Origin of the sequence: Mucilaginibacter limnophilus (assembly GCF_004005815.1) — a bacterium.
In the GTDB taxonomy this organism is placed as follows: domain Bacteria; phylum Bacteroidota; class Bacteroidia; order Sphingobacteriales; family Sphingobacteriaceae; genus Mucilaginibacter; species Mucilaginibacter limnophilus.
Window position 1 is genome coordinate 1 of the sequence record NZ_SACK01000006.1, and the last position, 24518, is coordinate 24518.

25 protein-coding genes are annotated in these 24518 nt (G+C 42.9%); 16 read left to right on the forward strand and 9 right to left on the reverse strand.

Translation table 11 applies throughout. The annotated features are described in order from the left end of the window. Positions 1–477 precede the first annotated feature (477 nt). The gene (locus tag EOD41_RS13460; protein WP_127705763.1) at positions 478–1617 is read right to left on the reverse strand and encodes a TlpA family protein disulfide reductase; all 1140 of its coding nucleotides are present in this window, start codon (positions 1615–1617) and stop codon (positions 478–480) included. 165 nt (positions 1618–1782) lie between these two features. On the opposite strand from EOD41_RS13460, the gene EOD41_RS13465 reads away from it, so the two are divergent. The 8 genes from EOD41_RS13465 (at position 1783) to EOD41_RS13500 (ending at position 10417) form a co-directional block, all read left to right on the forward strand. Continuing rightward, positions 1783–2577 (forward strand): succinate dehydrogenase cytochrome b subunit, encoded by a 795-nt coding sequence (locus EOD41_RS13465; protein ID WP_127705765.1) that lies wholly within the window; start codon positions 1783–1785, stop codon positions 2575–2577. 61 nt (positions 2578–2638) lie between these two features. Further along, on the forward strand, positions 2639–4573 hold the full coding sequence (locus tag EOD41_RS13470) for a fumarate reductase/succinate dehydrogenase flavoprotein subunit (RefSeq protein ID WP_127705767.1): 1935 nt from the start codon (positions 2639–2641) through the stop codon (positions 4571–4573). A gap of 73 nt (positions 4574–4646) precedes the next feature. After that, the gene (locus tag EOD41_RS13475; RefSeq protein WP_127705768.1) at positions 4647–5000 is read left to right on the forward strand and encodes a four helix bundle protein; all 354 of its coding nucleotides are present in this window, start codon (positions 4647–4649) and stop codon (positions 4998–5000) included. 39 nt (positions 5001–5039) lie between these two features. Then, a complete protein-coding gene (locus EOD41_RS13480) occupies positions 5040–5825 on the forward strand; it encodes a succinate dehydrogenase/fumarate reductase iron-sulfur subunit (RefSeq protein ID WP_127705770.1) in 786 nt (261 codons plus the stop codon). Positions 5826–6050: 225 nt separating this feature from the next. After that, the gene (locus tag EOD41_RS13485; protein ID WP_127705772.1) at positions 6051–6731 is read left to right on the forward strand and encodes a DUF4397 domain-containing protein; all 681 of its coding nucleotides are present in this window, start codon (positions 6051–6053) and stop codon (positions 6729–6731) included. A gap of 234 nt (positions 6732–6965) precedes the next feature. After that, positions 6966–8426 (forward strand): circularly permuted type 2 ATP-grasp protein, encoded by a 1461-nt coding sequence (locus EOD41_RS13490; RefSeq protein ID WP_127705774.1) that lies wholly within the window; start codon positions 6966–6968, stop codon positions 8424–8426. Positions 8427–8502: 76 nt separating this feature from the next. Beyond that, positions 8503–9438 carry an alpha-E domain-containing protein gene (locus EOD41_RS13495; RefSeq protein ID WP_127705776.1) on the forward strand — a complete coding sequence of 312 codons (936 nt, stop codon included), beginning with the start codon at positions 8503–8505 and terminating at the stop codon, positions 9436–9438. Positions 9439–9448: 10 nt separating this feature from the next. Then, positions 9449–10417, forward strand: a complete 969-nt coding sequence (locus tag EOD41_RS13500; protein WP_127705778.1) for a transglutaminase family protein — start codon at positions 9449–9451, stop codon at positions 10415–10417. Positions 10418–10419: 2 nt separating this feature from the next. Here the strand turns inward: EOD41_RS13500 and EOD41_RS13505 are convergent, their stop codons facing one another. From EOD41_RS13505 to EOD41_RS13515, 3 genes are all read right to left on the reverse strand, one after another. Next, entirely contained in the window at positions 10420–11019 is a 600-nt protein-coding gene (locus EOD41_RS13505) for a TlpA family protein disulfide reductase (RefSeq protein WP_127705780.1), read from the reverse strand. Positions 11020–11023: 4 nt separating this feature from the next. Then, positions 11024–12040 (reverse strand): Gfo/Idh/MocA family oxidoreductase, encoded by a 1017-nt coding sequence (locus EOD41_RS13510; protein WP_127705782.1) that lies wholly within the window; start codon positions 12038–12040, stop codon positions 11024–11026. An 83-nt stretch (positions 12041–12123) separates the two neighbouring features. After that, positions 12124–12720: a DUF4142 domain-containing protein gene (locus EOD41_RS13515; RefSeq protein WP_127705784.1), complete on the reverse strand. Its 597-nt coding sequence runs from the start codon at positions 12718–12720 to the stop codon at positions 12124–12126. Between the two features lie 183 nt (positions 12721–12903). Between EOD41_RS13515 and gcvH the strand changes: the two genes are divergently transcribed. From gcvH to EOD41_RS13535, 4 genes are all read left to right on the forward strand, one after another. Further along, positions 12904–13284: a glycine cleavage system protein GcvH gene (gene gcvH, locus EOD41_RS13520; protein WP_127705786.1), complete on the forward strand. Its 381-nt coding sequence runs from the start codon at positions 12904–12906 to the stop codon at positions 13282–13284. Next, the gene (locus tag EOD41_RS13525) at positions 13285–13677 is read left to right on the forward strand and encodes a VanZ family protein (protein ID WP_127705788.1); all 393 of its coding nucleotides are present in this window, start codon (positions 13285–13287) and stop codon (positions 13675–13677) included. Positions 13678–13760: 83 nt separating this feature from the next. Beyond that, positions 13761–14108 carry a PadR family transcriptional regulator gene (locus EOD41_RS13530; protein WP_127705790.1) on the forward strand — a complete coding sequence of 116 codons (348 nt, stop codon included), beginning with the start codon at positions 13761–13763 and terminating at the stop codon, positions 14106–14108. Beyond that, the gene (locus EOD41_RS13535) at positions 14078–15133 is read left to right on the forward strand and encodes a hypothetical protein (protein WP_127705792.1); all 1056 of its coding nucleotides are present in this window, start codon (positions 14078–14080) and stop codon (positions 15131–15133) included. Before EOD41_RS13530 ends, EOD41_RS13535 begins: the two co-directional genes overlap by 31 nt. Before the next feature lie 198 nt (positions 15134–15331). Here the strand turns inward: EOD41_RS13535 and ispG are convergent, their stop codons facing one another. Further along, positions 15332–17350: a (E)-4-hydroxy-3-methylbut-2-enyl-diphosphate synthase gene (gene ispG, locus EOD41_RS13540; protein ID WP_127705794.1), complete on the reverse strand. Its 2019-nt coding sequence runs from the start codon at positions 17348–17350 to the stop codon at positions 15332–15334. Positions 17351–17430: 80 nt separating this feature from the next. Here ispG and EOD41_RS13545 point away from each other — a divergent pair, with 80 nt between their 5' ends. Together EOD41_RS13545 and EOD41_RS13550 are read left to right on the forward strand one after the other, a co-directional pair. After that, entirely contained in the window at positions 17431–17646 is a 216-nt protein-coding gene (locus EOD41_RS13545) for a hypothetical protein (protein WP_127705796.1), read from the forward strand. Beyond that, a complete protein-coding gene (locus EOD41_RS13550; RefSeq protein WP_127705798.1) occupies positions 17643–17921 on the forward strand; it encodes a type II toxin-antitoxin system RelE/ParE family toxin in 279 nt (92 codons plus the stop codon). Before EOD41_RS13545 ends, EOD41_RS13550 begins: the two co-directional genes overlap by 4 nt. 62 nt (positions 17922–17983) lie before the next feature. Here EOD41_RS13550 and EOD41_RS13555 read toward each other — a convergent pair whose 3' ends face one another. Genes EOD41_RS13555 through EOD41_RS13565 form a run of 3 tightly spaced genes read right to left on the reverse strand, consistent with a single transcriptional unit; the run spans position 17984 to position 20309 of the window. Further along, a complete protein-coding gene (locus tag EOD41_RS13555; RefSeq protein WP_127705800.1) occupies positions 17984–18970 on the reverse strand; it encodes a LiaI-LiaF-like domain-containing protein in 987 nt (328 codons plus the stop codon). A gap of 5 nt (positions 18971–18975) precedes the next feature. Beyond that, on the reverse strand, positions 18976–19584 hold the full coding sequence (locus EOD41_RS13560) for a PspC domain-containing protein (RefSeq protein WP_127705802.1): 609 nt from the start codon (positions 19582–19584) through the stop codon (positions 18976–18978). 20 nt (positions 19585–19604) lie between these two features. Further along, positions 19605–20309, reverse strand: coding sequence for an SDR family oxidoreductase (locus EOD41_RS13565; protein WP_127705804.1), 705 nt, complete (start codon positions 20307–20309; stop codon positions 19605–19607). Positions 20310–20421: 112 nt separating this feature from the next. Between EOD41_RS13565 and EOD41_RS13570 the strand changes: the two genes are divergently transcribed. Both EOD41_RS13570 and EOD41_RS13575 read left to right on the forward strand, forming a co-directional pair. Continuing rightward, entirely contained in the window at positions 20422–21303 is an 882-nt protein-coding gene (locus tag EOD41_RS13570) for a PfkB family carbohydrate kinase (protein ID WP_127705806.1), read from the forward strand. A 33-nt stretch (positions 21304–21336) separates the two neighbouring features. Beyond that, complete coding sequence (locus tag EOD41_RS13575; RefSeq protein ID WP_127705808.1) at positions 21337–21966, forward strand: hypothetical protein; 630 nt, start codon at positions 21337–21339, stop codon at positions 21964–21966. Positions 21967–22025: 59 nt separating this feature from the next. Here EOD41_RS13575 and EOD41_RS13580 read toward each other — a convergent pair whose 3' ends face one another. Next, positions 22026–24098, reverse strand: a complete 2073-nt coding sequence (locus tag EOD41_RS13580; protein WP_240663407.1) for a glycoside hydrolase family 97 protein — start codon at positions 24096–24098, stop codon at positions 22026–22028. Positions 24099–24518: the final 420 nt, after the last annotated feature.

A 24518-nucleotide genomic window follows, 5' to 3' on the forward strand; every position in this document is an offset into this window, starting at 1 on the left:
AAAACAAGTTCAGCAAGCAGCAGGGTCTTCAATCTTTTGATAGGCAGGCACGCCTTAAAAGTAACATAAGAACATCCTGCTGCTTTTGGTTACTACTTCTTTAACAAAATAACAAGTCTAAGGGAAAGTAACCAAAAGAAAACCTGCCGGCTGCACCTGGCCCTGTTTAAGTTAGTGCAAAGGCCTTGCCTGTGCTACCCGGCCCAGCTGATGCCGGAATTGTTAGCTGTACGTTGGGTTCTTCAGGCTCTTTCGGAGATTGCAGTTGCGTTCACAGGAATTTATAGCGTAGCTGTCATCCCGAGTTTGTCTCGGGATCTCTCAGGGCAATTACTTTGCATGAGAGATGCTGAAACAAGTTCAGCACGACTGTCTGTTTTTTACTGTATATCTGCACATTTACACATGTAAAATTGCACATATCCGCACATCTGCACATCCACACATCCGCACATTCACATACCCGCACATCCAACATTACTTCTCCAAATACTCCGTTACTTCGTACGAAACATCATCAAAAGCGACATCGCGTTTAATAATTTCCCAGTTGCCATCAACAAGGTAATAGGTAGGAATGCGCTGTATACCCCATGCTTCGGCGTTTTTTGATTCGTTGCCTTTCAGGTCTGAGTATTGCGGCCAGTTCATTTTATCTTCCACAACGGCTTTGGTCCACCAGTCGCTATTATCATCCAGGTTAATGCTAATAACCCCGAAATCTTTTTTATTGTTTACCTGGAAGAATACCTTGTCTTTAATCAGTAAATGATTGGTACGGCTAACCTGATTACCCGCGCGCCAGAAATCTACCAGAATGATTTTTTTATTGCCGACTGATTTCGGGTCGAACGCCTTGCCATCAGGTGTTTTGCCATAAATAGCCGGGGCGGCTTGCCCTTCAACCAGTTTTGATAGACCGCCAAGTTTCTCGCCAAGCGTTTTACCTTCTTCGGTGTTTTTCGCCGCTTCACTCATTTTTGTGTAAACGGCATAATAACGGGCAGGGTCGCTCTTATAATCAAGATTATATAACAGGTGCGCGGCAACGGTGCTTTCAGGATATTTCTCAACAAATTTTTCAATAACTGATGCCTCAATATCCTTCTCTTTTTGCTGCAGCGCTTTAAATTTATCAACCCGGTTTACATAATCTAAACCGCCTAAGTTTTTGCCTGCGTCGCTTTTAAAAAAGGCAGTTTCATCCTTTATCTTCTGTTGTACACCAGCCAGCATTTCATCGCGCAGCGTATAATATGCCGACAGCTCGTTTTGCGTTTTTGACTCGGTTACTATCTTAGGGTATCTGGTAATGTCTTTATTTATTTCGAAGGTGTATTTGCCGTTTTCAAGGTACACTTCATAAGGTACATGCTTTTGTTTAGTGTCAAGCATGTTGCTTACTTTTATCTGGTAAAAGCCGGGGTATTCCAGTTGCTCTGATATTTTAAAAGAGCCATTCTCCATATTTACACCGTAAACAGGTTTGCCAAGTACATCGGCAACGCCAAAAACACCATTTTTTATAGCAGGGGCGGTACCATCAATTTCAATACGATCAGGTTTATTGCAACTGGTAAATATCAGTGCTGTAATAACAATATATAAGTATTTCATGTATAAGATTTACGTTCGGGCTAATATAATATTATCAATGTTAACACCAAATGAAGCTATGCTGCTTAGATTGTTTCTAAATAAATATTTGCCCTTTATATTATTACAACCATTTACATGGTTTTGGCATTTAATAAATACTTTTGCCGAATAATCTATTTTGTAATGAGTGAATTTAAACAAACCTTTAACTCGTCGCTGGGCAAGAAGCTGATAATGGCTTTAACAGGCTTGTTTTTGTGTACCTTCCTGATAGTTCACCTTAGCGGTAACCTAGCTTTATTTAAGCATGACAACGGGCAGGCTTTTAATGCCTATGCCAACTTCATGACGCATTTTCCGCCTATCAGGGTTATTTCTTACATCCTGTACCTCACTATTCTGCTGCACACCATTTATGCGATAGTGTTAACCATCAGGAACCGTAGGGCCCGCCCCATCAGTTATGTTTCAGGCAATGATTCGCCTCAGGCATGGTCGGCAAAAAACATGGGCATACTTGGCTCAATCTTATTTCTTTTCATTGTAATCCACATGAAAGATTTCTGGTTTAAGTACCATAAAGACGACTGGTCGGCAAAAGGCGCTTACACCATTCCGTTTAAAGAATACAAAACCAACCTGGTAACGGGTGAGCAAATATCGGCACGCGACCTGCCTCCGGGTGATTATGAATACGCCGTATATAACGAAGGCAGTGTTGAAACCATGATTGCTAAGGACCTTAACCAAACCGTTGAGGTAGCATTTAAGCAGTGGTGGTATGTGCTGTTCTATGTAATAGCTATGGTAACCTTGTCGCTACACCTGCTGCATGGTTTTCAAAGCGCGTTCCATACAATGGGCTGGATACACCGTAAATACAAACCTATCATCTACTTTATAGGTACATGGCTGTTCGCGGTTATTATTCCGGTAGGCTTTGCCGCTATGCCGGTTGTATATTATTTTTTTAGATAGACTTAAGTTGGATTAAGTTGATCAGGTTAAATTGATCAGCCACTCACTAAATATAAAGAGCATGACTTTAGATGCTAAGATTCCCCAGGGCCCCTTGGCCGAAAAATGGAGCAAGCATAAATTTAACCTCAAGCTGGTTAACCCTGCCAATAAGCGTAAATACGATATTATTGTGGTAGGTACCGGCCTTGCAGGCGCTTCGGCGGCGGCTACGCTTGCCGAGCTTGGTTATAATGTTAAAGCGTTTTGCTTTCAGGATAGTCCCCGCCGCGCGCACTCAATTGCCGCGCAGGGAGGTATAAACGCAGCAAAAAACTACCAGAACGACGGTGACAGCGTTTACCGTTTGTTTTACGATACCATTAAAGGTGGCGACTACCGTGCACGTGAAGCAAACGTTTACCGTTTGGCTGAAGTGTCGGTTAACATCATTGACCAGTGTGTTGCTCAGGGTGTACCTTTTGCCCGCGAATACGGCGGTTTATTAGATAACCGTTCATTTGGTGGCGCGCAGGTATCACGTACCTTCTACGCACGCGGCCAAACAGGGCAGCAGTTATTGTTGGGCGCTTACTCGGCGCTTAACCGCCAGATACATCATGGTAAGGTGAAACTTTACACCCGTCATGAAATGCTTGATGTGGTTGTGATTGATGGCCACGCCAAAGGTATTGTTACCCGTAACTTAAAAACCGGCGAAATTGATACCCATTCAGGTCACGCGGTTCTGCTGTGTACCGGTGGTTACAGCAACGTGTTTTACCTGTCAACAAACGCTATCGGTTCAAACGTAACCGCTGCATGGCGTGCCCACAAGCGTGGTGCTTACTTTGGTAACCCTTGCTATACGCAAATTCACCCTACCTGTATCCCGGTAACCGGTGATCACCAGTCGAAACTTACGCTGATGTCTGAATCGTTGCGTAACGATGGCCGTGTATGGGCGCCAAAAACTGTTGAAGTAGCCGAGCAATTGCGTAAAGGCACTTTAAAAGCTAATCAAATTAAGGAAGAGGATCGCGATTACTTCCTGGAAAGAAAATATCCTGCTTTCGGTAACCTTGTACCGCGTGACGTAGCTTCACGTAACGCTAAAGAAGCGGTTGACGAAGGTAAAGGTGTTGGTGGTTCGGGCTTTGCGGTATTCCTTGACTTTGCCGACGCGATACAGCGTTTAGGTAAAGAAACTGTTGCCGCTAAATACGGTAACCTGTTTGATATGTACTATCAGATAACCGACGAGGACCCGTATTCGCAGCCAATGCGTATCTATCCTGCCGTACACTATACAATGGGTGGCCTTTGGGTTGATTATAACCTGAGCACTACAGTACCGGGCTTATATGCTTTGGGCGAGTGTAACTTCAGCGATCACGGCGCTAACCGCTTGGGTGCTTCGGCGCTGATGCAGGGTTTGGCCGATGGTTACTTTGTTATTCCTTACACCCTTGGCGATTACCTGGCGACAGTTGGTCCGAAACCTATAGATAAAAATCACCCGGCTTTTGAGCAAACTAAACAGGATGTTCTGGCTAACGTAAAAAAGCTGCTTTCGTTAAAAGGTACCAAAACCGTTAACGAATACCACCGCGACCTTGGCCACATTATGTGGGAGTACTGCGGTATGGCGCGTACCGAAGAAGGTTTAACAAAAGCTAAACAGCTGATAAAGGATCTTAAGGCTGATTTCTGGAAAAACGCCATTGTAACCGGCGAGAACGAAGAGATCAATGCTTCTTTGGAAAGAGCAGGCCGCGTTGCCGACTTTATCGAGCTGGGCGAGCTAATGGTTACTGACGCGCTGATGCGCAGGGAATCATGCGGCGGCCACTTCAGGGTTGAATCGCAAACAGAGGAAGGTGAAGCGCTACGTGACGACGAGAACTTTGCGTTTGCCGCTGCCTGGGAATTTAAAGGCGAGAACATTGAAGAAGAGTTGCATAAAGAAGAGCTGATATTTGAAAACGTTAAATTGACGCAGAGGAGCTATAAATAAGATGTGAGATATTAGATTTGAGATATGAGATAAGCTCATGTCTTAAATTAGTATCAGCTAAACTATAAAAGCTATGCATAATCTGACTGAACTAAAAATATGGAATAAGGCTATTGATTTAGCTGTTGAAGTTTATAAAGCTACAGCTACTTTTCCTGCCGATGAACGATTTGGATTAACAAGCCAATCTCGCAGAGCCGCGGTTTCCATTCCTTCAAATATTGCAGAAGGAGCAGGCAGAAACTCCAATAAAGAATTTTGTAATTTTTTAGGAATAGCAAATGGTTCATCTTATGAATTGCAAACACAACTGGTGATATCCAATAAACTGAATTTATTATCAGATAATTTGAAAGAAGATCTGTTGCAACAAATAACTGAATTGCAAAAAATGAATTATGCATTTCAGCAAAAGCTAAAGCAATAAGTCTCAAATCTAATATCTAACATCTCATATCTAAAGAAAATGAGTAACGGAAATATGAACCTGACGCTGAAAGTATGGCGCCAGAAAGATGCAAAAACACCGGGTAAAATGGTTACCTATAAAGCCGAGAACATTTCGCCGGACATGTCTTTCCTTGAAATGCTCGACGTGGTGAACGAAAGCCTTACCCTTAAAGGTGAAGAACCTATATATTTTGACCACGATTGCCGTGAGGGTATTTGCGGTATGTGCTCGTTGTACATAAATGGTCGTCCGCACGGACCAAAACGCGCTATTACCACTTGTCAGCTGCATATGCGCAGCTTTCACGACGGGCAAACCATTACCATTGAGCCATGGCGCGCGGCTGCTTTCCCGGTTGTAAAAGACCTTGCAGTTGACCGCTCGGCGTTCGACCGTATTCAGCAGGCCGGTGGTTATGTGTCAATCAACACCGGTGGTGTACCTGATGCAAACGAGATACCTATTCCTAAAGTAATTGCTGATGAGGCGTTCAACTCAGCTACATGTATCCAATGCGGTGCCTGCGTTGCTGCTTGTAAAAATGCTTCGGCAATGTTATTCGTAGGCGCTAAGATCACACAATTTGCATTGTTACCACAAGGGCAAACCGAGCGCTGGAGCCGTGTACAGTCAATGGTAGCGCAAATGGACAAAGAAGGTTTTGGTAACTGTACCAACACCGGCGCCTGTGAGGCCGAATGCCCTAAAGAAATCACGCTGATGAACATTGGCCGTATGAACAATGATTTCTTCAACGCTAAATTCTTTAAAGAAGAAAAAGCACACGAAGGAGTTGAGTAATCAGCCGTCGTTGATCAATATTAAGCCGCTTAGTTAAGCGGCTTTTTTTGTGTAATTAAATTTCACACTTGCACAGATTTCTATACAAGTATTAACATTGTACAATGTCTTAATCTTCTGCTAAACAGTAATATTCTTGTTTGGAATGCGGTTTGCCTGTAAAGTTTCATCAAAACCTGGATAGTCACATCTATTAGTTTTTGTTTAATTAATTATTGAAGAATTATGAAATTTTTTGCACAAACCGGAAAACTTAAACACCTATCACTATTTGCATTATTATTCACTACAATAGCGTTTACTTCATGCAGTAAGGATGACGATGAAAAAGTAGACGCACAGGCACGTATTAAAGTGGTAAACGCGGTACAGGGCTCAGGCGATATTAACCTTTACCTGGATAACCAAGCGTTAGAGGGATCAGCAGTAGCCTATAACGAAGCTTCGGGTTACCTTTCAACCAAAGAGGGCGACCGCAAGGCACAGTTCAGGGCAGGCAGCGATGTTAAAACTAATTTCAATTTAAAGCTTGATGCAGGTAAATATTACACTGTATATTATACCGGTACTGCGGATGCTTCATCCAATCTGGTTACCGAGGATGACATGAGCAATCCGCCGTCAGGCAAAGCTAAAGTGCGCTTTGTGCATGTAAGCAATGCTGCTTCGGCTGTCGATCTTGGTGTATTAGGCGCAAGCAGCCGTTTGGCAACTGACCTTGCCTATAAAGCGTCAACATCATATCAAACCGTCGACCCAAATACTACATTCGTGCTTTATTCGGCAGGAACGGCTAATGTTGCTTTAACTATGCCTACAGAGATACAGGCCGGTAAGGTTTACACAATTTTTGTAAGCGGCGCTACAAATCTTACATTGAATTATAAAATCGTAGCACAAAATTAATTGTCATTTACTATTTGGATAAAAGGCCGGATTGACATATCAATCCGGCCTTTTTGTGTTTAATAGGATTATTAAAATTCTATTTAAAAGTGCCTAACAAATAAAATTCGTTGCATTTTTTTTAATAAATTTATAAATATTGAAATTTAACTTGTTTTTTACTGTAATATGTTGTTAAATTACAATTGTTAAAATAAGACGTACAAAAAAATATAGTATCGAGGCAGTAATTTTATGGAAGAACCGGCTTATTTTGAAAAATATTCCCCAATAAATGGTGTTTGGGATGAGATGTATGGTGAAAACAGCACTATTCGTGATCATTATCAAAAGGTGATCGAATATGTTTCGCGTGAATCAGCCGATGATCTGAACAAAAAAGAAGAATTAGCCAAGCGCCTGTTCATGAGCCAGGGTATAACCTTTACGGTTTACAATAGCGGCGAGGGTATTGAAAAGATATTTCCGTTTGATATTATTCCCCGTATTATTACCGCTGCCGAATGGGCCTTTGTAGAAAAAGGTATTAAACAGCGATTAACTGCGCTTAATCTTTTTTTAAAAGACGTTTATAGCAACCAGTTCATTATAAAAGATGGTATAATTCCCATAGATATCATTTACTCGTGCCCGCATTTTCTGCGTGAAATGTACAACCTGCAGGTACCGCATGATATTTATATCCATATTTCGGGTATCGACCTGATACGCGACCATGACGGTACTTTTTATGTACTTGAAGACAACCTGCGCACGCCATCAGGTGTGAGCTATATGCTGGAAAACCGTGAAATAACCAAGCGTTTGTTTCCTGATCTGCTGCCGCAGTGTGGTGTACGCAGCGTAACCGAATATCCAACTATTTTATACAAAAACCTGCTGGCGCTATCGCCAAGGCAAATACATAACCCAACCATTGTACTGTTAAGTCCGGGTATTTACAACTCGGCGTACTTTGAACATACCACGCTTGCGCGGCTAATGGGTGTTGAACTGGTTGAGGGCCGGGATCTGGTGGTGAATAACCATAAAGTTTATATGAAAACTACTACCGGCCTGCAGCAGGTAGATGTGATTTACCGCCGGGTTGACGATGATTTTCTTGATCCGTTGGTCTTCAATCCGGCGAGCATGCTGGGTGTAGCCGGTATAATGGGTGCGTATAGAAAAGGTAACGTTGCCATCGTGAATGCCATCGGTAATGGTGTTGCCGATGATAAGGCTGTTTACGCTTATGTGCCGCAGATGATAAAGTATTACCTGAATGAAGAGCCTATACTCAAAAATGTACCGACGTATCAATTGGGTAATGCCGATGAGCGCGAGGAAGTATTCTCCAGTATCAACAAAATGGTGGTAAAGCGTACCAACGGCAGTGGTGGTTATGGTATGCTGATGGGCCACGCGGCGCAGGAGCAGGAAATTGAAGATTACAAACGTGAGATATTGAAAAACCCGCGCGACTTCATTGCCCAGCCAACCATCAACCTTTCGGCGGCGCCATGTTATATGCAGGGATCGTTACAACCACGCCGCATCGACCTTAGGCCGTATGCGCTGTACGGTCCGGGTGGTATAGAGATAGTACCGGGTGGATTAACCCGTGTGGCGCTGAAAGAAGGCTCACTGGTGGTAAACAGTTCGCAAGGCGGGGGAAGCAAGGATACGTGGGTGCTTAACCCCCCAACCCCCTAAAGGGGGAGTAAAAAGGATTATATATATATGATAGGAATATTGAATACATTCCCCCTTCAGGGGGTTAGGGGGCTATATGTTAAGTAGGGTAGCAGCAAGTTTTTATTGGTTAAGCCGTTATATCGAGCGCAGCGACGGTATTTTGCGCATGCTGAAAATCAATTATGCCTCATCGCAGGACACCATACAGGAATTTACCTGGGAACCCGTTATACGTATTTTTGCCGGCTTGGGTGATGATGAAGCCCAAAAATTGGAGAACGACAGCCGTGCTGTACTGAAGTATATGGTTACGGGTAAAACCAACTCTAACAGTATTTTAAATATCATTACTCTGGCCCGCGAGAATGCGCGCAGCGTTCAGGAACATATCACCAAAGACCTTTGGCAATGCCTTAACGAGTATTATCATACGGTAAAAGATAATAAGCTTGAGCGTTTATTACAGCGCGAAGACCCCATAAGTGCACTGGATGTACTGATAAAACAGGTGATGCTGTATTATGGCACGGTTGAAATTACCATGGAGCGTGGCGAAGGGCGTGCGTTTATGAATATTGGTAAATACCTTGAACGGGCTATACAATCGGTGGATATATTGGATATGAAGTTTGGGTCGATAAGCGACAATCCTGACTTATTAACTGATACCAGTTACTGGAAACATCTGTTGCTTTCGTTAGGAGGATACGAACTTTACCTGAAAACATATCGTGAAGGCTTTGAAGCTGAAAATGTACTGGAACAGGTGGTGCTGAATGTGGATTTTCCGCGGTCGGTTATTTATTCAGTTAATAATATACAACGTTATTTTGACAGGCTGAAGAATGACAATAACCTGGAAAATTACCGGGAAATGTCTTTCCAGATAGGCAGGTTGCAAAGCCGCATAAAATACAGTTCGGTACGCAGTATAAGGCAGGAAGGGCTTCACCTGTTTCTAACACAAATACGCAGCGAACTATACGGGATAGGCAACGCGCTGAACGAATACTATTTCGCAAATTCTTAAATTTAACATTATGCCTGAATTTCAGATACAACATATCACCAAATATATATATGCGGGCCAGGTGCGCGACAGCGCCAACCAGATCATTCTTTATCCTATTGAAGATGATTACCAGGAAGTAGTGCGCCAGGAGGTAGTGATAACAGGTAACCCGGTGGTTGATATCCACACCGATTATTTCGGCAACAAGGTAGGCAGCTTTACTTACAGCGACCGCCATAATGTGCTGATGATAAGCTCAAACGTAGTGGTAAATACCCGGCACAGGGTACTACCGGTAAATGATATTTTCCCATCGCATCAGTGGGAAGACTTGAAACGCCTGCAGCATATGGTGCCGTACATCGATTTTTTAAAGCAGGAATATTTTGAAGGGCTTGATGAACTGAAAGTTGTAGTAGAAAATGAGCGAAAAAGCGACGATACACCCTACCAGATTGTTTTACGCTTTTGCCAGTATGTGTTTGATAACTTTGAATACATAAAGGGAGTAACCACTGTAGATACCACACTTGATGAGATATGGAAACTGCGGGCCGGCGTTTGCCAGGATTTTGCCCATATCATGACGGAAATGCTGCGTATTGTACAGATACCGGCACGATATGTAAGCGGATACATTTGCACCAACAGCAACGGTATGCGTGGCGAAGGCGCTACCCATGCCTGGGTTGAGGCCTACATTCCGGATTATGGCTGGCTGGGAATAGATCCTACCAACAATTGTATAGCAAACGAAACACATGTGCGCCTGGCTGTAGGGCGTAATTTTTCAGACTGTTCGCCGGTGAAGGGCGTTTATAAGGGCTCTTCAAATCACAAGTTAACGGTATCCGTAATGGTTGACGAAGAAAGTTTTAACAACCCCCACCAGATAATTGAAGTGCCCATAGCCGATCAGGTGACCGAATTCAGTAAGAACAGTTACCAGCGTTACATGGAAATGATACAGATGCAGCAGCAACAACAGCAGCAGTAATCTTAAGCTTTCCTGATAGATGACATCAGTTCGGCAACGGTAGGCGCCTTAGGGTATGCTTTAACCAGCTTGCCTGCATGATTATATACAGCTATGTAAGGTGTCTCTTTAACCCGAAAGTATTGCTGTAGCAAGTAAGTATAGTTGCCTTCGGTGCCAACAATAAAGTTTGGGTATTTCTGCAGCTTAAATGTGTCGCAAAAAGGCTTTAACGCCTCTACACGTATCCATGTCGCCATAACTATTTGTACGTCCTTCAGATTCTTAAATTCAGGTTCAAGATCATGCATAAACTTAGTGCAATGGCTGCAATCAGGAGAGAAGTAAATGATTAAAACCGATTTATTCTTTTTCAGATCACTTTGAGTAACCACCTTGTTGTCAACAGTAAGCAGTTTAAATGGCGGCAAATTTTCAATATCAGGCTGCGGCTCACTTTCTTCTTTCGTTACATATTTATTATCAACCTGCTGTTTATACGCTTGTTCCATAGCCGCGCTATCAGCGTTAACAATATTTATCTCAATATTTTTGTCGCTGTTTTTTGCTTGTGAGCAACCAACTGTCGCTATAATTAAAAGTGATGCTAATATCTTTTTCATATATCTATTGTTCCAGCATTTCTATTTGCCAGGTTATATGTTCTTCTGTTACCGGGAATAACGCGCCATTACGAATGGTATTATTAACAGCCTCAAACAAGTGGCGGTAATCGCCTTTTTTTGATGTAATATACTCCACTGTTTTCTGCTGATTTTCATCATAGGTTATCAGCCTGCCCTCGCTGTTTGCGGGTTCAATGCCGTATGCTTCATCGGTTGGCATCATACCGGCAATCAACTGATCTTCCTGCACGTCGGTACGGTTCTTTATAAAACTTCCCAGCTTGCCATGTAACACAAACGCAGGTAAAGCTTCGCCTATAAGCAACCCGGCCGTTAAATAAACATTTAACTGATTGGGGTAAATCATGTGCAGGTGAAAGTAATCAGCCACTTGCGAACCTTCACGGTACGAACCCAAGGTTTTATGGGAGCTTACAGGATTACCGAATAAAGCAATGGCATTATCTATAAGGTGTGGCCCTAAATCATAAGCGGTACCATTTGCCGGGTAAGAAGCCATTTCTTTAAACGCTTTTGGCCCTATCACCGGTTTATACCTGTCGAAACGGAAATGTACCTCGATCAAATCGCCCAGACGGCCGCTTTCTACAATTTCTTTAACAGAAAGAAAACCACTATCCCAGCGCCGGTTTTGGTACACCATCAGGTGCAGGCCTTTTTGCCGTGCAAGGTCAAACAGTTCCTTAACCTCGGCGCTTGTGGCTGCTGCAGGTTTTTCAAGCAGTACATGCTTGCCCGCGTTAAGCGCCTGTTTAGCTAACTCGTAGTGTGTATAGCTGGCAGTATTAACCACTACCAGTTCTATCTCATCATCGGCAAGCAGTTCATCAACACTGTTATAACTTATAACATCAGGGTAGATATCATTTGCCTTTTTCTGGCTGCGCTCAACAACCGCTTTCAGCCTGAAATCAGGACTGGTATGAAGAAACGGTGCATGAAATACCCTGCCCGACATGCCGAACGCCATTAGTCCGGCGGTAATAGGTGCTGCCATACTGCAATATTACAATTTATGCCATAAAAAAACAGGGGAAACAAATTGTTTCCCCTGTATAAATAATTTGAATAAGCAGTGGCTTATTTCATTTTATCCTTAATAGTTTTGATGTGAGCCTGATGCGCCTTTAAAACAGGAAGTGTTTTAGCAGCCCAAGCTTTAAGGTCGGCATTTTTAGCGTTTTTGGCGGCATCCTCAAACATAGATACGGTTTTGTCGTGGTCGGTAACCATTTGGTCAACATAGCTTTTGTCAAAGTCAGCACCCATTTTTTTACCAAGGTCAGCAGCAATCTTTTGGTTCTCTTCACCCGGAGCAGCTGGTAAAGTAACGTTGTTTGCAGTAGCCCATGCGGTAAGTTCGGTATTTGCTTTAGAGTGGTCTTTTACCATTTGAGCAGCAAATGCTTTTACATCAGCATTGGTTGCTTTTTGCTCAGCAAGATTACCCAAAGCAACTTCGGCCATACCGCCGTTTGCCGCGTCAACAGCAAATTTTGAATCATAATCTTCAATAGCTGCAGCACCCGCTGTGTCGGCGTTAGCTGCTGTCGAGCTGTCTGTAGCTTCATTTACGCTGTCAGCAGTTTCAACAGTGTCTTTAGTGCCCGAACCGCCGCATGCATATAGTGCAATTGCTGCAAATGCTGTAACGGCCATAATCTGTAGTTTTTTCATGGTATTTTGTGATTTTGTTTTATCCTGATTAAACACAATATTTTATATAAAGTTTGACACCGTTGTTAGTACAACTTTTAGTGATATGACTTTTAAGATAAGTATGAGTGAGAAAATTGCTTTTGTAAACAAACAGATTAGTAAAAGTTTTCTTTATTTTTGAGCACATAAAAATTAACTGATATGGAATTTCCGGCTGAATTAAAATATACCAAAGACCACGAGTGGATAAAAGTTGACGGCAGCGATGCTGTGATAGGCATTACCGAATTTGCACAGCGTGAGCTTGGCGACATTGTTTATGTAGACATTACCACCGTTGGCAGCGAGGTTGCTAAAGAGAGCGTTTTTGGTACAATTGAAGCCGTTAAAACCGTGTCGGACCTGTTTATACCTGTAGCAGGTACCGTGCTTGAAGTAAATCCCGCGCTTGACAGCCAGCCCGAATTAGTAAATACCGACCCTTATGGCGAAGGCTGGATAGTAAAGATAACCCCTGAGAATGTAGCTGATATTGATGACCTGATGTCGGCAGATGAATATAAAGCGCTTGTAGGCGAATAAATGAACACTACTTTACGATACTTTTGGCCCGCTGCGTTGTGGGCCATTTTTATTTTAATTATTTGCAACATCAGCCTGGGCAAAGTTGGCGGCTCGCCGTTATTTTTTGCCGGCTTTGATAAGTTTACCCACTGCGGATTGTTTTTTGTAATGACTGTGCTTTACTGCAGCGGTTTCCTGCGGAAGTATAATCTTGCTTATATACCGGTTGGCAAAATCATTTTAATTGCAGCAGCCATAATTTTATACGGCGGCATTATTGAAATACTGCAGGAATATATTTTTACTTGGCGCAGCGGCGACTGGAGCGACCTGTTTGCTGACACTGTAGGCACTTGCATGGGTGTTTTTAGTTTAATAGCAATTACTTCTTCTATAAAAAAGACTTACTAATCTATTTCCGATTGATACAATAAAGCGTGATATACCTGCGTTTTACTGATACATAGAATTTCTATGTATGTTATAAACCAATTATGGCTACTGTATCAAAAGAATTGCTGGCAGCTTCGTCAATTCCGCTTATACTTTCGGTATTGAAGCGTGGTGAAAGTTATGGGTATGAACTGATAAAGGAAGTAAAAGCGGCTTCGGGCGGAAAACTTCAGTTTTCAGACGGTACTTTGTACCCCATACTTCGTAAGCTTGAAGAAAAGGAGCTGATAACATCTGAATGGCGGATAGCGGAGAACGATAAGCGCAGGCGGTATTACCGCATCACCGAAAAAGGCAAAGATCAGCTGAAGCAGGAAAAAAAGAACTGGGAATTTTTAACCACCTTATTAAATACATTATGGGCACCATCAACAACCAGCTTGAGTTAAAAATGCGTATTAACCGCTGGAAAGAAAGCTTCGCCAATACCGCGCTTACCTCTGAGGATATTGATGAATTATCACTTCATTTAACTAATGTTTACAATGAAATGCAGGCACTGGGCCTAAGCGATCAGGAAGCCTGGATGGTTGCAACCAATCGTGTGGGCAAACCCGAGGCGCTGCATGAGGAATTTAAAAAGGTAAACAGCGATTTCGGCCTTAACCGTAATTGGATGCTGCTGCTTTGGGGCGCTGTAAGTTTGCTGATACTACAGGCCATTTTTATTGTATTGCCTTTGCTTTATAGTGGTGCCTTGTCAGATAAGTTGAAAACAGCTAACGAAAGTCAGTTTATAACAGGGTCATATTACGCTATTTCAATAGTTCTGGTAGTGTTGTTCATTTTTGCCATCGCGCGTAGCGGTTCAATTATCAGCCGGTTCACCAGTTCGTTAACCAAATATGCTTCGATATATGCCATAGTTGCTGTGGTGGCAGGTTTATGGGCAGCGTTTTTCAGCTATGTATTATTTGCCAACTATATGGCTTCAGATGGCGGGGAATATACCGAAGAGCGCCGCAGCCTGAGTTTCCTGATGTTCGGGTTTTATTTTCCGTTAATAGCTATAACAGCATTTGCAACATTGAGGTATTTTTCGAGCGAGATAACCTCATTTAAAGTGTTTAATAAAAACATCAACTGGAAACGCGCCTTAATAATCGGGTTGATCGCCCAAACACCTATCCAGTTCAGTCATGCTTTTCCGGGTGATGATAACACACGTGCAGGCATTGTTATATTGGTGTCATTAGTACTGTTCTTAATTATCGGATGGATGATCAGTTATTCGCCAAACGGCATATCAAGCTTAGTTGCTGCCCAGGTTGCGCCAATGGGCATTTTTATAATGGGAATAATTGTAAATGAGCAGGCAAGGTTACTGTTCTTCGTGTTTTACGTTGTTAAACTGATTGCTCTTGCCGCAGGGTATTATTTTAACAAACGGAAATTGATGCAAGCTGCTTATTGAGCTTCTAAAAACTTTACGGACGTTTTTACGTAAAACATATAAAGCTGAGCCCTGAGAGAATGAAGAATACTGTATATATAATTTCCGCCTGTTTAGTTGTTACCCTTTCATCATGCGGAATATTCAAAAAGAAATGCGATTGCCCGCACTTTGGTTATAAACAAGTGCAGGTTATTAAACATGTAAAAAGTTAAGCTATCAGTTTTGCGACGGCTCAATCCAGTTGCCGTCTTCTTTTATAATGCAAATCAACTCGTCGAGCGCGTTATCGGCATGTACATTCTTTTTCACCACCTCTTTGCCACGGTAAAGGGTAATCTTGTCGGTACCCGAACCTACGTAACCGTAATCGGCATCGGCCATTTCGCCCGGCCCGTTAACTATACAGCCCATTATACCAATTTTTAAACCTTTTAAATGACTGGTGCGGCTACGGATCATTTGTGTAGTAATCATCAGGTCGAACAACGTGCGCCCGCAGCTTGGGCACGAGATGTATTCGGTTTTAGATATCCGCGAACGTGTCGCCTGCAAAATGCCGAAAGCGGTTGAGGTAATGATATTTACCGGCATGCCCGGAGCGTCTATCCAAATACCATCGCCAAAACCGTCAACCAATAAAGCCCCAAGATCAGTAGCAGAGAATAATTGTAGGTTGGTTATTTGTTCATGGTCCATGGTCCATGGTCTATGGACTTCTTCAAACGCATAACTCCTTTTCACTATCACCGGCACATCCAGCCCAAACTCATTCAGTTTAAAGAAAAATGAACGCTGATCGGCCATGCCATGCAGTTCATCTGTTTCCAGCACAAACACCAGCGAATGGTCGAATGGCAAGGCGGCGAATTCATCTCTTTCAATATCGTTTGCCTTTATGCGCACCAGGTTTAAAGCTGATGAGCGGTTGGCATCTGCGGCAATATATTGCTGCAGGGTAAACAGCGGATGGGACAGTGTTTTGTTAGCCAGTTTCAGCCATGTATCGTAATTGTAAAGTTGCTTTAGGTTGCCCGGCAGCGTAAACGAAGGTAAATTATCGCCAAAGTACACAAAGTCAACTGACTGCTCGGCCATATTATATTTATCCAGTACAGGCGAATACAGGTAACCGGCATCATTTAGTATCGATGGGTCTTTCAGATTAGACTGCGACAGGTCGATCACCACACGCGGTACCATATGCCCGCCTATAAAAGCATTGGCCTCGTAAGTATCGCGTTTTTTGTATTCATATGGTGAGTGGCTATGGTCCATGGTCCATGGTCCATGGTCAATAGTCTTTTCTGTAGCTTCCTGTGCCTCGCTCCTTGCACTATACCTTTGCACCAGCGCCATAGCTACCGGCGCTTCGGCTTCGGGTTCTTCGGTTAGTGAAACACGTACGGTATCGCCAAGGCCATCTTCCAGCAATGTACCTATGCCTACGGCCGATTTTATACGCCCGTCCTCACCATCGCCTGCCTCGGTTACCCCAAGGTGCAGCGGGTAGTTCATGCCCTCGGCAACCATGGTTTCAACCAGTAAACGGTAAGCCTGCACCATAACCTGCGGGTTGCTCGATTTCATGCTGACAACCAGGTTGTAGTAACCCAGGTTTTCGCACATGCGGATAAACTCCATTGCCGACTCCACCATGCCATGCGGCGTATCGCCGTAACGGCTCATAATACGGTCGGACAGTGAGCCGTGATTAGTACCGATACGCATAGCGGTGCCATACTCCTGGCAAACTTTTACCAGCGGTGCAAATTTTTGATAGATGCGCTCAAGCTCGGCACGGTATTCAGCATCGGTATAATCTATCTGGTCGAAACGTTTTTTGTCAGCATAGTTACCCGGGTTAACACGCACTTTTTCCACTATCCGGGCGGCTACCTCAGCAGCGTTGGGGGTGAAGTGTATGTCGGCTACCAGCGGCGTGTTATATCCGCGCATGCGCAGCTGTTTTTTTATCTCTGCAAGGTTTTGCGCTTCTTTAATGCTTGGCGCTGTTATGCGCACATACTCGCAGCCGGCCTCTATCATGCGTATCGACTGTTCGACTGTGCCAATGGTATCCATGGTGTCGGTTGTCGTCATGCTCTGTATGCGTATAGGGTTATTGCCGCCCAAAGGCACATCGCCAATTTTTACCTCGCGGGTAATAAATCGCGAATATTCAGTTAACGAATTACAGTAACGGCCCGGCAGCACCTTAACAGCATCAGCATTCATGCAGTGGATAGAATTAATTTTATGCAAAAATACAAAATATGTGTTGGTATGCAGTTGACATAAAATTGTTAAATTTGAATATGGCTACTCAATTCATCACTAACGATAAAGGCGAACGTACCGCAGTGATAGTTCCGATAAGTGAATACGAAAACATGCTGCACTTACACCATGCCAGCCTGGAACTTACCGAAGACTATAAGTCAATGATGGATAGAATGCTGGAGCAGGAAGTTAATGATGAAGCCCAATACGTATCTGCGGATGTTATAAAAGAACGTTTCCGGAAAAAATGACTTATCAGCTAATATTTACAGTTGAGGCTGAAAGGGATTTAGAGGATATTCAAGACTATTACAATAAGATATCACGTGCTATTACTGATGATTTCTTTGAAGAGTTCTTTTATACAACTGATTTTATAGAGCAGGAACCACAATTATTTCAGGTTAGATATAGGGGCATTCGCATAGCGCCTCTTTATCGCTTTCCATATGGAATACATTATCGTGAGAATGGTAATCGGATTGTTGTTTATCGAGTTCTTCATACCAAACGCTACTTCAGATAAAAAAATGCCGGCTCGTAAACGAAACCGGCATTCAACTGACCAAAACTATTATAAACTAAAAACTAATATTTATTTACATTGAAGTCGGATATACCACCGCTCATTTTAATGTAGATCTTATTTTTTGCTGCTGCGAAACCGGGTGTTTCATAATGGTTGTCGCCAACTTTTGTAAAGCCGTTTACATCTACTGATGAAAGGCCCGATTGTGTGGTAATACTGCAGGCTGCATTTTGCGGAACGTTAATGTTTACTTCCGACGCGCCTGTTGATACTTCTATGCGTGTTTCGGCTAATGGCTGGCCAACTTTCAAATCAATTGATGCAGCGCCGCCATTCAGTTTGAATGATTTCAGCTTGAATTTGGTAAGGTCAAACTCGACGCTTGACGCGCCGGTGTTCATATTTATGTCCCACACCGGGATAGTGCTAAGCTTTAATTCGGCTGTATTGCTTTTGTTCTTGTCGTTATCATCCCAGTTGAAACGGAACTTGCCATGGCGGTCTCGCATTTTAAAGTCGATCACGCTTAACGAGTCGGTTTGTTTATTAGTAAGGTCATAACGGCCTGTAAATTCTTTAGTTGACGCGGCAAACAGGTTGGCGGTAGTGTCTTTCAGCTCATATGCTGTACCGCCGCCCGAAATGTTTAACAATGCTACCTTAGTGCCCGGGGCAAAAACTTGTTTGTATTCGCTGTTGCCCTGTACTTTAACCACGCCTTTGCTGTCGGTAACTTCGTCATCATCGTCGTCATCATCATCATACTGATAATGAAAATCACGTGGCATCCAGAAGAAACTACGGTTGCCCAGATCAGCAAACAGGATGATAGCGAAACCACCCACAATTACCAGTGCCTTTACTACTGTTGCCCATGCTTCGCGCTGGTTAGCCAGCACCATGCTTACACCTGCCATTACCAGGAACACGGGCCATAAGCGAAATACATTACCCCAGTGAAAATCTATATACCCTAAGTTGTTCAGCAAAAAGGCTGCTCCAATTAAAACAAGCACTAAGCCTGTTATCCATTTATCGTTTCTCATGATGATTATATAGTTGTAGGGTTATCGTTTTTGTTATCTTCTGATTTTGGCTCTTCGGCTATGGGCTGCTCGTCTGCAGGTGCGGTGGTTGTTGTATTATCCCACTGTTGTTTATCCCATGGCTTACGTTTTGCGCCCGACATGATGAAGGCTATACCTGCGCCCACCAGTATCATCGGCCACATTATATCAAAGTCTATATCAGGTATCAGGTTAAAGTTTTCAAGCAGGAAAGCGAAACCGCCTATTATCAATATTGTGCCCACAATCACACCCGCTTTTGAAGGTTTTTTAGCAGGAACCTGTCCGAATGGTTCTGCAGGCTTGCCATAGTTAGGCATGGTAAAGTTTGGCTCGCTGGTACTTTTAAATGGATTGAACGGATCCATTGGCGGTACCCTGTAATCTACTTCAGGATTGTTAAAGTAAAAAGGTTTTTTAGGAAGCACTATCCATAATATGCCGTAGAGCACTAAACCAGCCCCTTTAAAAATAAAGGCGGCTAAAAATATTACCCTTACAATTGATACATCAACGCCGAAGTACTCGGCTACACCTGCGCATACACCGCCTATTTTTTTGCGTTGCTCGTCGCGATAAAGTTTCTTTTCCATTTTCTGTCAGTTTTAATTTTTTACAATTGGCCGCCTGCCGGTTTGATGATCATCTCATCGACATTTGCGCCTACACTCATGTTTAATATCATTGTAATGGCCTCGGCAATGTCTTCGGGTAATACCATCTGGTTGGGGTCAACTTCCATCCCTTTCCACGAATCGGTATATGTCGATCCGGGGATGATGGCTGTTACTTTTACTCCGTGTGGTTCCATTTCAAGTTTCATTACCTTATTAAGACCTAACAGCGCATACTTTGTTACGCTATACACACCTGCCACAGCTATGGGCTGAAGCGAGGCTACTGAGCATATATTGAAGATATGCCCTTCACCGGCAGAAACCATCTTTTTACCGAAGAAACGGTACAGTTCATAGGCAGGCATCAGGTTTGTATTCACCTGTTTTTCGAATGAATTTTCATCATCTTCAAGTATGGGAAGGTGCCTGTACATACCCACATTATTCACTATAATTCCGACGAAACCCATGTTTTTCTCGGTGAATTCGGCAAAATTTATTAGCTCGGCTTTGATACTGCAGTCGGCAACAGCGGTTACTACCTTAATTTGAGGAGCAATTTCATGTAATTCGGCTTTAAAGGCTTCCAGTTCATGGGCGTTGCGGGAGCAAATGGCAACGTTTATTCCCTGTTTTGCTAAAGCTATGGTGATGGCACGGCCCATGCCTTTGGTGGCGCCGGTTATAAGAGCATTTTTCATGTATGTGATGTGTTGATAATTATCGGATAGTTCTGTTTAAAATTAACCCAAATATGATAACTATGCCGGTTATTGTTAAAAGAAATTACCTTTAAGGTTTACTTAACATTAAATGAACGAAAGTGTATTTGATATCTGCTGTATCGGCCACATTACGCAGGATAAAGTGATCAACCCGCAGTCGACGGTATATATGCCCGGCGGTACGGCGTTTTATTTTTCGCAGGCTATGCAGCATCTGCCGGTTAATTACGGACTGGTAACTTCTGTAGCGCAAACAGAGATGGTATATGTTGAGCAATTGCAAGGCATTGGCATCAAAGTACAGGCATTACCCGGCAGCGGTACTGTTTATTTTGAAAACAGTTATGCCGAGGATTCTAATAATCGCACGCAACGCGTGTTACAAAAGGCAGATACTTTTGATGCCGAACAGTTAAAAAGTATTAATGCAAAAGTGTTTCACTTAGGACCTTTACTGGCCGATGACTTTGCGCCGGACTTAATAGAGGCGCTTGCATCACAAGGCAAGATATCGCTCGATGTGCAGGGTTTATTAAGAAGAGTAGAGGATACGCAGGTACTGGCTACCGACTGGCAGCATAAGCGCGAACTTTTACCTTTTGTGCACACACTAAAAGTAAATGAACACGAACTTGCTGTACTAACCGGCCAGGAAGATATACAAGTTGGTGCAGTGCTGCTTGCAGGCATGGGCGTGAAAGAAGTGGTGGTTACCCTTGGTAGCGAGGGGTCACTTATTTATGCCGATGGAGAGTTTCATACCATCCCTGTATTCAAGCCAGATGTATTTAGAGATGCAACCGGTTGCGGAGATACTTATATGGCGGGTTATCTGTACAAGCGTGTAAAGGGCGTTCCGGTTACCGAGGCCGGGCTTTTCGCATCGGCAATGGCAGGGTTAAAGTCGGGCATCTCGGGGCCGTTTACAGGTACAGAAGATGAGGTAAATAGTTTTATCATGAGAAATTAACAGCTTATATTTAGGAACTCAATTCAAAGCAGCATGAAACGTACCCTCATCACATTAGCCTTTATTATTGCCTGTATAGTTACTTATGCGCAGTCGTTTGAAGGTTATATCGTTTATAAGAACAGTTACAAAAGCAAAACAGATAACTTATCAGACAGCATGATGACCGCCATGATGGGCGATACTCAAAAATGGTATACTAAGGGCGGCGAGTATAAGTCGGAAATAAACGGAACTTTTATGCAATGGCAGATCTATAACAAAGCTGACAACAAGCTTTATACAAAAATCGCTACTTCAAATGATGCGCTGTTTAATTACGCTGATGTTAATACTGATGAAATTCAAAATGTTCAGCTCAATAAAGGGGTTACTGAGGTATTGGGTTATAAATGCGATGAACTGATATTAACATGCAAAAGCGGCATTCAGAAATACTACTTCAGTTCAAAGCTGCCGCTTGACAGCAAATTATTTGAAAAGCATAAATACGGTAACTGGTATGAGTTTTTAAATCGTACCAATGCCGTACCGTTAAAAATTATACTGGATAACCCCCAGCTAAGCCTCGAGTCTGTCGCCACTGAAATAAAAAAAGTACCATTGGATAAGAATCTTTTTGTATTACCGGCCGGAATGAATGCCACAATAAATCCTTATTAATAAAAAAGCGGCCATGGATACCCCTATCCACGGCCGCAACCAATTATCAAACCTAAAACTTAGTTCTTAGTATCTTCTTTTATACTTATCGCCGCGCCACCACTTGATGCCAGCCACTGTTTCAATACAGTTTTGCTGTTCACCTTCATGGTGCGTATAGTATAGCTTTGCGGGTTTTTATCATAGCTGGCATCTTTGCCATCGGCATAAATGGTAGCAATATAGTTTTTGCCTTTCGGCAGATAGTCAAACTTAATAGTAGCCGTACGCGGATTCTCATCAGTAATGGCGCCTACGTACCATTCGTTTTTGCCTTTTGCTTTGCGCGCCATAGTGATGTAATCGCCAGGCTCAGCTTCAATAACCCAGGTATCGTCCCAATCCACAGCTACATCCTTTATAAACTGGAACGCGTCCATAAACTTGTTATAAGTTTCTGGCAGGTCGGCAGCCATTTGCAGCGGACTGTACATGGTTACGTATAGTGCAAGCTGTTTGGTAAGAGTAGTGTGTACAAACGAAGTGTTTTGCGGGTTATATGCGCTGATTTTGGTTTGGAATATACCCGGGGTATAATCCATCGGGCCACCTATCTGGCGGGTAAACGGCAGTATGGTTAAATGGTCGGGATTGTTACCACCAAACGACTCATACTCCATACCACGGGCGGCTTCATTAGCCATCAGGTTAGGGTAAGTACGATTTAAACCAGTAGGACGGATAGCCTCGTGCGCGTTCACCATAATTTTGTATTTGGCAGCCTGTGTAACGGCATACAAATAATGATTTACCAGCCACTGTCCATAGTGATGCTCGCCGCGTGGTATCATGTTACCCACATAGCCACTTTTAACGGCGTTGTAGCCATTTTCAACCATAAACTTGTAAGCAGTATCTAAGTGACGCTCATAGTTACGTACCGAGCCTGATGTTTCGTGGTGCATAATAATCTTCACGCCTTTTGATTCCGCATAGCGGTGAAGCTCTTTTACATCAAAATCAGGATATGGGGTTACAAAATCAAATACGTAGTCTTTGGTTTTACCAAACCAGTCTTCCCAGCCCACGTTCCAACCTTCAACTAATACCGCGTCGAAGCCGTTTTTGGCAGCAAAGTCAATATATTCTTTCACATGCTCGGTAGTAGCGCCGTGTTTGCCGTTTGGTTTCAGTTTTGAATAGTCGGTTACACCCAACTGAATATTCTCAGCATCGGTATAGGCCCATGTACTTTTGCCCGTGATCATTTCCCACCATACGCCAATGTATTTTACCGGTTTAATCCACGATACATCTTTGTATTTGGTAGGCTCGTTAAGGTTATAAACCAGTTTTGAAGTTAAAATATCGCCCGCTTTATCGCTTACAATAACGGTACGCCATGGCGACTGCGTAGGCGCCTGCATATAGCCTTTATCACCAATAGCGTCTGGTGTTAAAAATGATTCGAACACCATATTCTTGTCGTCAAGGTTAAGCGACATACATGAATAATCAACAAGCGCCGCCTCGTGCAGGTTAATGTACAAGCCGTCTTTGCTTTTCATCATCAGCGGTGTTTGTACACCTGTTGGCGAGAAGGTGGTTTGCGAAACATTTGGCGTAACGGCCGCTTTCATTTTACCGCGAATTTCTGACAGGTTTGACGTTGTCGTGTTATATTCCTGCGTATCGAAATCGCCCGGCAGCCAGAAAGCCTTATGATCGCCGGCCATGGCAAACTGCGTATGTTCTTCTTTAATAATAAAGTAGTTCAGGTTTTTTTGTGATGGAAACTCATAACGGAAACCCAAACCATCGTCAAACACTCTGAAACGGATGTTCAGCATACGGTTATCAACCGCTTTTTGTGTAAGCGTAACCAGCAGTTCGTTATAGTGGTTGCGGATATTTTTTTGCTCACCCATTACCGGGCTCCAGGTTTCATCGAAAGTCGATTGCCTGGTATCACTTATAGTAAAACCTTCTATAAACGAAGGCACATCTTTAGTTTCGAGGCCTAATTTGCTGGTTTTAATAACGGGCTTGTTTTTGTAAGTAAGCTCATATGTAGGGGTGCCCTTGTCATTAAGCGCGAACTTTAAAACGATGTTCTTATTTGGCGACGTTATGGTTTGCGCCTTTCCGGCCATAGCACAAAGTAATAGTCCTAAAAAAATTAATAGTTGAGGTTTACGCATAGTTTGGTTTTATATAAACTTTTTTTTGAATACGATTTAAAAAGTGGTGTATGCTACAATACAGCAGCACGGGTTTATTATGGTATGTCAAAAATGCGATAAATAGCACAAGGCTATATTTAGTATAGAAATTTTTTAAACTGTCTTGTTTGACAATCAAATACTTAGGTAAAATACAGGCGGTTTTTTTTAAATGTTTTTGGGTTGAATTAATATGCGGGCAAATGTTTTGAGCAGGAATGAATGGCATTTGAACAGATATGCACACTTTGCTCACAAACAATTTATGCGTTTTGTTTATTATTGATTTGCATTCGGTAACAAAATCATTGGTTTGGCCTGTTTAACACTATTAAAAGGTAAAAAATGTAT

Coding starts and splice junctions, on each gene's coding strand:
- EOD41_RS13460 (WP_127705763.1), bottom strand. CDS start 1,617: ATGAAATACTTATATATTGTTATTACAGCACTGATATTTACCAGTTGC.
- EOD41_RS13465 (WP_127705765.1), top strand. CDS start 1,783: ATGAGTGAATTTAAACAAACCTTTAACTCGTCGCTGGGCAAGAAGCTG.
- EOD41_RS13470 (WP_127705767.1), top strand. CDS start 2,639: ATGACTTTAGATGCTAAGATTCCCCAGGGCCCCTTGGCCGAAAAATGG.
- EOD41_RS13475 (WP_127705768.1), top strand. CDS start 4,647: ATGCATAATCTGACTGAACTAAAAATATGGAATAAGGCTATTGATTTA.
- EOD41_RS13480 (WP_127705770.1), top strand. CDS start 5,040: ATGAGTAACGGAAATATGAACCTGACGCTGAAAGTATGGCGCCAGAAA.
- EOD41_RS13485 (WP_127705772.1), top strand. CDS start 6,051: ATGAAATTTTTTGCACAAACCGGAAAACTTAAACACCTATCACTATTT.
- EOD41_RS13490 (WP_127705774.1), top strand. CDS start 6,966: ATGGAAGAACCGGCTTATTTTGAAAAATATTCCCCAATAAATGGTGTT.
- EOD41_RS13495 (WP_127705776.1), top strand. CDS start 8,503: ATGTTAAGTAGGGTAGCAGCAAGTTTTTATTGGTTAAGCCGTTATATC.
- EOD41_RS13500 (WP_127705778.1), top strand. CDS start 9,449: ATGCCTGAATTTCAGATACAACATATCACCAAATATATATATGCGGGC.
- EOD41_RS13505 (WP_127705780.1), bottom strand. CDS start 11,019: ATGAAAAAGATATTAGCATCACTTTTAATTATAGCGACAGTTGGTTGC.
- EOD41_RS13510 (WP_127705782.1), bottom strand. CDS start 12,040: ATGGCAGCACCTATTACCGCCGGACTAATGGCGTTCGGCATGTCGGGC.
- EOD41_RS13515 (WP_127705784.1), bottom strand. CDS start 12,720: ATGAAAAAACTACAGATTATGGCCGTTACAGCATTTGCAGCAATTGCA.
- gcvH (WP_127705786.1), top strand. CDS start 12,904: ATGGAATTTCCGGCTGAATTAAAATATACCAAAGACCACGAGTGGATA.
- EOD41_RS13525 (WP_127705788.1), top strand. CDS start 13,285: ATGAACACTACTTTACGATACTTTTGGCCCGCTGCGTTGTGGGCCATT.
- EOD41_RS13530 (WP_127705790.1), top strand. CDS start 13,761: ATGGCTACTGTATCAAAAGAATTGCTGGCAGCTTCGTCAATTCCGCTT.
- EOD41_RS13535 (WP_127705792.1), top strand. CDS start 14,078: ATGGGCACCATCAACAACCAGCTTGAGTTAAAAATGCGTATTAACCGC.
- ispG (WP_127705794.1), bottom strand. CDS start 17,350: ATGAATGCTGATGCTGTTAAGGTGCTGCCGGGCCGTTACTGTAATTCG.
- EOD41_RS13545 (WP_127705796.1), top strand. CDS start 17,431: ATGGCTACTCAATTCATCACTAACGATAAAGGCGAACGTACCGCAGTG.
- EOD41_RS13550 (WP_127705798.1), top strand. CDS start 17,643: ATGACTTATCAGCTAATATTTACAGTTGAGGCTGAAAGGGATTTAGAG.
- EOD41_RS13555 (WP_127705800.1), bottom strand. CDS start 18,970: ATGAGAAACGATAAATGGATAACAGGCTTAGTGCTTGTTTTAATTGGA.
- EOD41_RS13560 (WP_127705802.1), bottom strand. CDS start 19,584: ATGGAAAAGAAACTTTATCGCGACGAGCAACGCAAAAAAATAGGCGGT.
- EOD41_RS13565 (WP_127705804.1), bottom strand. CDS start 20,309: ATGAAAAATGCTCTTATAACCGGCGCCACCAAAGGCATGGGCCGTGCC.
- EOD41_RS13570 (WP_127705806.1), top strand. CDS start 20,422: ATGAACGAAAGTGTATTTGATATCTGCTGTATCGGCCACATTACGCAG.
- EOD41_RS13575 (WP_127705808.1), top strand. CDS start 21,337: ATGAAACGTACCCTCATCACATTAGCCTTTATTATTGCCTGTATAGTT.
- EOD41_RS13580 (WP_240663407.1), bottom strand. CDS start 24,098: ATGGCCGGAAAGGCGCAAACCATAACGTCGCCAAATAAGAACATCGTT.